The following is a 6,853-nucleotide window of genomic DNA, read 5'->3' on the forward strand; positions in this document are numbered from 1 at the left end:
ACGTATGTTTTGCCGTCTTTTTCAATTTCAGCTGGTTTCGTACCTTGGTAAGCTTCACCAATTGGGCTGTCTTCTGGTTTAACCACTGTTGGATCTTTAAGTTCATCTTCTGTACCTTCAATCACGTAGCGAGCGTTAACTTCGCCACCGACTTGTTGGTAAACATAAGTAACTTCTTTCGTTTCTTCTGTTACCTTACCAGAAACTGGATCACTACTTTCCAAATGGCTGTCAGAATCAACTTTACCTACTGGGTAGTCTCCGGCTGGGACAAGTTTGTATTTCTTGCCGTCCTCAGTTGTGATGGTTTCGTCTTTTTTGTCATCGGTGTTGTAATCAGAATCAACTTCACCGTCTTCTACATCTTTAACCGGATCCTTGATTGGAGTTCCGTTCTTATCAACATAGTTAACAACGACATCACCCTTAGGCTCTTCTTTTAATTTATAAACATAGGTGATTTTCTTAGTTTCTTCAGCTACTTTACCTGTTACCGCATCAGTTCCAAGATCCTTATCCGTTTGCGCTAACGTTGTAAGATTGCTATCCTCACCTACAGTACCGACTGGATAGGATCCCGCCGGAACCAATTCATAAACCTTACCGTCTGCAGCTGTGATGGTGGCTGGACGATTGTCGACTTTAGTATCATAGTCCGTTCCAGTATCTTCTTGGTTAACATCGATGACTTGTGCTTGAAGAGTATTTCCTTCTGTGTCCACATAGTCTACCAGAACGGAACCTTTTTGAAGTTCATAGTAATAGACAATCCGGGTTGTCCCTTCGACAACTTTACCATTTTCAGTACCGGCAACTTCGTCAATCCGCTTATAGACTTTACCGTCAGCAGTTGTAATTTTTTCAGGACGGTTATCAGTTGTCGTATAATCTGTACCGGTTGATGTAGCAGTGGTATCTACTACCGCACCTTCCCAGGCACGTTTTTCCTCGGTTTCAGTGTCTGTGACACTACCGATTGTCTTACCATCTGAAGATGTTCCCGTAATCGGGGTTCCATCTTTTGTCCGATAAAGAACAACAACATCTCCCTTAACCTCTTGATAAATGTAGGTTACCGTTTGGTCTTCTTCTTTTACTTGACCAGAAGCTGGCGCACTTGAAGTTAAATGGTTGTTGTTATCTACCTCTCCAACTGGATAGTTTCCAGCCGGAGCAAGCTTGAATGTCTTACCCTCTTCTGTCTTAATAGTGTTCGGCTTATGGTCCCCTGTGTCATAATTGGAGTCAAGTTCTCCATTCTTGGTGTCCGTCACCTGCTCAACAAGTTGATCTCCATCAGGAACCTTAAGAGTATTGCCGTCAGTATCCTTGTAGGTTACATAGACATTCCCTTTCTTTTCATAATAGTAGACAACGGTTGATGATGGCTCCCAATTGTTTACAAACGCCACTCTATTCCCAGCATCGTTTTTGCTGGTTGCAACTGGTATTCCCTGACTAATCCGATCGCCACTCACCATTGTTGCAGATGAAGGGAGATTCATAAACTCAGAGAATTTAGGTGTGGGATCATTGGTCCCTCTCAAACGAGCAAGGTAGTAGGCATTAGCATCTCGTGAAACGTATTGCGCTTGTTCTGGTAAAGTATCAGTTTCAGTAATTACTGACGGATAGTAAATCTTGTCAGAATATGTTGTGTATTTACTGATATTATCAAAGAAGTCCTTAGCAGAAGGATCACTATCTGTCACAGCTCGAGGTAGAATGTAAGCCGTAACTTCCATTTTACCCTCATCATCAAGGTAGACTCGCTTCAAGTATCGCGTTAACGGAATTTTTTGACCATTGATTGTTGATTCAAAAGTCTGACGTTGTACAACAACATTACCTTTATAGTTAGGCTCTCCTGGGTTTCCTAAATTTCCATTTCTATTTTTAGGTTCTTCTTTATCTACATATTTATATCCAGAAATATCTAGTGGAGCCGTTGTAAAGCCATCGCCTTCCCAACCTTCTTGCCAATGATCCTCACGAACTGGTGTTGTTGTCTTTTCCCCTTTTTTATATTCATAATATTTCGTCACTTGACGGGTATACTTTGGAACTCGTAAAGAAACTGTCTGAGGGGATCCACTCGGATCAATAGAGTCAACAAAATAATAAAGTCGCTGTAAATTATGATTAGACGCTGTATTAATAACGATATTATTCGTTGTAACCGTAAAGTAAGGACCTCCAGGACGCCCATTAAAAGCATCAATCCGAGTACCATTCACCATTGGTAATGTTTCAGTATTACCAATTTGATTCAAGTTTTCATCAAAAACACTTACATAAACCGTGGTTGGTCTGGTTGTTGTTGCATTCTCATCTGCAAATGGTGGAACATCAGCCGAATAAACATAGTAGTCATTAGTAACTCGATTTCGGATCACAGAGAAGGTATAACGTCCCTCTTTTTTATCCGTTGGAAGTGGATTTGCAGTTTGTGGCATAATTGCATACCCTTCCTCCGCCTGACCAGTGTTAGTTTGTTCAGTGACCCTGAAAGCAGATGGTAAGCCAGGTGCATGTCCTGCTCCAGGACCTCTAGCTGAATTAATATACTTCTGATAATTGCGGTTGAAGGTGAGGGCACGGATCTGCTCCTCTGTCAATTGTGAGAAGAGCTCTTGTGTCATTCTGAAATTTCCGAAGGAATAAACACCTAGTTGCGCAATGTCTCGAGGCGACATGTTCTTGAGGCGTTCACCTGTTAGGAGATTGCTGATGACTTCTTCGATTCCTTCATCAGATAGTACAGCTTCATGCTCTTCGGTACTTGCATGTACACGGTCAGCAGGTTCTGTTGGTGTATTCGCAACAACCGCTGAACTTGTTGAAGCACTTGCAGGAGTCACAGAAGTGTCTGTTTCTACTGAGGCTTCCTTGTCGTTTTGCGCGACGGTAGCATCGGTAGATTTCTCCTCGACTTTTTTATCTGCTACGTTTTCAGCGTCTGTCTGCTTTTCTTCCACGACTGGTGCTTCTGCTTTCGCTTCTGTCACAGTTGCAGTTGAAATTTCGGGTTGAACTTCAACCTCGGTCACAGTAAGCGATGTGCTACTAGCCTCTGTCACGGGCTGGGCTGGAGCCGTTAACAAAGGATCCGGTAGAGCATCTTCTCCACTGGCCTCTGTTCCGGCAATTGAGGTCTCCGTTCCCTCTTTAGAATTTTCTTGCTCTGCAGCTTGAGCTACCTCACTCCCTACCGAAAGCAGGGCACCCAAGAAAACGCTAGCTAGGCCGAAATGGTATTTCCTTAGCGAGAAGCGTTGTCTGCTGGAATACCAATCAAAACCCTTACGTTTTTTCATGTGTATATACATTCCTTTCCTATTTTATTTGTAAATAGTTTTACTCTTAGAGTATATCATATATCCTTTTCATTTTTTACAAAATAAGCTACGAAAAAAAAAAAAAAAAAAACGGCACTTTTAAAAGTTGCACGTTTTTATGTGTCATAAATGGCATTTCCCTTTAAATTTGACAGTATATTCCTAACCACATAGAAAGCCTAAGAATATGGTATTTCCATGATCTTTTGGAATATTCTCAGTAATATTTTTTCCCTAAAAATTCATCCGGCAAATCATGAAAGGACTTGCCTTGATGGAAGCTCAAAAATTTACCTAATAAAAAGGTGTATGCATCTAAGCGACTCTCATAGCGAATCCAGGCATCACGCGCCATCTCATCTTTTTCCTCCTCCCAAAGACGACGACTTTCGGTAACAGCCATCTCATTGGTTGTGACTTGTAGTTTTAACCACTGCTCCATATCCTTTAAAAATTCCTGTTCTTTCATTTGGTTTCTCCTCTGTTTTTTAATTGTAACTTCACGACTGCTTCGGTTCGAGCAGTATGAGGAAACATATCCACTGACTGAATGTAGTCTACCTGATAGATTTTTGCCAAGGTTTTCAGATCGCGAGCTAGTGTTGAGACGTTACAAGAGACATAAACCATCTTTTCGGGCTTAAATTTCAAAATCGTCTGTAACAGCTTTTCATCCAAACCCGTTCGAGGTGGATCCACAATCAGGGCATCGGCACGATAGCCTTCAGCATACCAATGAGGGATAATGCTCTCCGCTGTTCCCGCTTCATAATGGGTATTGGTAAAGCCCATTTTTTTAGCACTAACCTTGGCATCTTGTATAGCCTCTGGTACTATATCCATCCCACGTACAGATGCGACTTTATCCGCAAATGCAAAACCAATTGTTCCCACACCACAGTAGGCATCTATCAAATGGTCTGTCTCCCTAACATCCAAGGCCTTGACAGCCTCTTGGTACAGAACCTCTGTCTGCTGAGGGTTCAGCTGATAGAAGGCTCGTGGAGACAATTCAAAACTGTAGTCCAGCACCCCTTCCTGGATATGCTCTGGTCCCCAAATAATTTCGGTCTCGGCTCCATAAATGTCACTGGTCTTCCGTGCCTGAATGTTTATGGCAATCGTTCGGATAGCTGGAAAATCAGTTGTCAAATGCTTGACCACTGCGCTCAAGTCCAAACGCCGGCTCAAGACAAAAATCATATGTACCTGCCCGGTTTTACGAGCCCTGCGAACCATGACAGTCCGAACTCCCTGCTCTCTACGTTCATCGTAAACCGGTATCTGCAAATCATCCAATAACTCAGCCGTTCGGTTGATGATGGTTTGCGTCACCTTATCTTGAACCAGGCAGTCCATCACTGGCACCAAACGATGGGAATTCTCAGCGAACAAACCCGCAGCCACCTTATCTTTCACGCGCCTTGTCTGAAATTGCAATTTCCCTCGATAATACACCGGCTTCTTCATCCCAAGAGTCGGACGAAGCTCATACTCTTCATAACCTTCTGGCTTGAACTTTTTCAATGCCTGTTTCAAGACATCCTTTTTAAATTCCAGCTGTTTGCGGTATTGGAGGTGCATAATTTGACAACCCCCACAAGTTTCATAGATGGGACAAGCAGGATCTACCCGGAAACGGGATGCCTTATTCACCTTGAGCAGACGAGCCTCCGCATAATTGGGCTTTACCCGACTAATCTGACAGAAGACTTCCTCCCCTTTTAGCGCACCTGGCACGAAGACCAAGGTCCCCTTATGAAAGCCGATGCCTTCTCCATTTATGCCCATTCGTTTTATTTTTAGTGGAATTCGTTGTTTTACTTTCATACCCCTTATTTTACAATAAAAAAGGTATAATAGACCTATGAAAATCACAAAACTTGAAAAGAAAAAACGGCTCTATCTCCTTGAAACCGATCACGGGCAAACCTTCTACATCACGGAGGACACCATCGTCCGCTACTTCCTATCTCAAGGCAAGGAAGTTACAGGTGACGAACTGGAAGAAATCCGAGCCTTCGCCCAAATTTCCTACGGTAAAAACCTGGCCCTCTACTACCTCTCCTTCCAAAACCGTAGCAAGAAAGAAGTCCACGACTATCTTGCCAAATACGACATCGCCACCGCACAGATCGCCATCATCCTCAAGGATTTGGAGGCCGACAACTGGATTAACGACCAACGCTACTGCCAAAACTATCTGGAAGGAAAAATCCGAACTGGCAACAAAGGCCCCTACCGACTACAAGAAAAACTCAAACAAAAAGGGATCTCCCCAGACCTCATTTCACAAGCTCTCCAAAACCTCGACTTCGCCCCCCTAGCGCTCAAAGAGGCTGAAAAACTCCAGCGCAAATACAGCCAACGACTGAGCCACCGCAATCTCAAAATCAAACTCCAACAAACCCTCTACCAGAAAGGATTTGACTCCGAGACTATCCGCTCGGTCCTTCCTCAATTAAACTGGGAGAAAGACAGCGAAACCGAGGATACTCTTCTCGAAAAAGAACTCAACAAAGCCCTCCGCCGCTACCAAAAAAAATACGACGGCTTCCAACTCAAACAAGCCCTGACACACGCACTCCTACGGAAAGGTTTTGAGTACAACCGCATCAAGGAACAAGTCGATCAAACCCTTCGCGACCTGGATGAATCCGATTAATACTCATTCAATTTCAAAATCTAACCTTGTCAAGTCTGACGGTAACCTATTGATTGCTTGCAAGCACGCCCTCTCGAATCCATTCAAGAAGCCCCCAACCTCTTAAAGAACGAGACGGAATCAGATAAATTGTCATCGGTATAACACTTTTGGAATCCTTCCCTCCATCATTCTCCACCTTTTTGAGCATATTTTTTGCACTCCTTTCTTTAGGCGTGCTATGATAAAAGTCAAACAAAGTTAGAAAGGATAATCCTATGAAAAACACCTATACATCACCTCTTGTAGAAGTTGTTACATTTGATCAAAATGATATTGTTGTAAATCTTGCAACTTCTGGAGAAACAATTGGGGAAGTTCAATTGGAGGGAGATGAGGAATAATTTCTAAATCTTTCCAAGAACCTAAATCATTGCTGAGGGACAATTCCCTCAGCAACGGTTTTAGGAATGAACTTCATTCGAAACCTCGTATCCATTCTCTCCTATGATTGGTTCGAGTACACTAACGATCAATGGTATTGATTATTAAAAAAGATATCTATAAAAGCCTCCCAATGACTAGAAATCAGATCTAGTCATTGGGAGGCTTTTTTGAGGTAATACTCATTACATTTCAAAATATGAATGTGTTATACTCTTTTAGTTTATTTTTTATTACTGTGTTAGCTCGTCTTGCCGTACTTTAGTACTGCCTGCGACTCGCTGCCTTGTACTATAGTTTTTTAGTTTTTAAATAGTATGTTATTGCATCAGTTATAGAGTCCATTTTGCGAAGTAATTCTGTAACTGATTTTTTTAGAATAGCCCAACTTTGCTCAATTGGATTTAATTCTGGAGAATACGGTGGT

General features: G+C 42.5%; 5 protein-coding genes. 2 read left to right on the forward strand and 3 right to left on the reverse strand.

Annotated elements, in window-relative coordinates:
* The 3 genes from I2503_RS08675 to rlmD all read right to left on the reverse strand — a co-directional run.
* Nucleotides 1-3,317: MucBP domain-containing protein (locus tag I2503_RS08675; RefSeq protein ID WP_196967693.1), on the reverse strand; the 3,317-nt coding region annotated here is incomplete at its 3' end.
* Nucleotides 3,318-3,555: 238 nt separating this feature from the next.
* Nucleotides 3,556-3,807, reverse strand: coding sequence for a DUF1912 family protein (locus I2503_RS08680; protein WP_196092150.1), 252 nt, complete (start codon nucleotides 3,805-3,807; stop codon nucleotides 3,556-3,558).
* Entirely contained in the window at nucleotides 3,804-5,168 is a 1,365-nt protein-coding gene (gene rlmD, locus I2503_RS08685) for a 23S rRNA (uracil(1939)-C(5))-methyltransferase RlmD (protein ID WP_196967694.1), read from the reverse strand. Before rlmD ends, I2503_RS08680 begins: the two co-directional genes overlap by 4 nt.
* Before the next feature lie 37 nt (nucleotides 5,169-5,205).
* Here rlmD and recX point away from each other — a divergent pair, with 37 nt between their 5' ends.
* Entirely contained in the window at nucleotides 5,206-6,003 is a 798-nt protein-coding gene (recX, locus tag I2503_RS08690; RefSeq protein ID WP_196967695.1) for a recombination regulator RecX, read from the forward strand.
* Between the two features lie 257 nt (nucleotides 6,004-6,260).
* A complete protein-coding gene (locus I2503_RS09825) occupies nucleotides 6,261-6,386 on the forward strand; it encodes a hypothetical protein (RefSeq protein WP_282097654.1) in 126 nt (41 codons plus the stop codon).
* The last annotated feature ends 467 nt before the right edge of the window (nucleotides 6,387-6,853 follow it).

The organism is Streptococcus sp. NLN64, assembly GCF_015831295.1.
In the GTDB taxonomy this organism is placed as follows: Bacteria; Bacillota; Bacilli; order Lactobacillales; family Streptococcaceae; genus Streptococcus.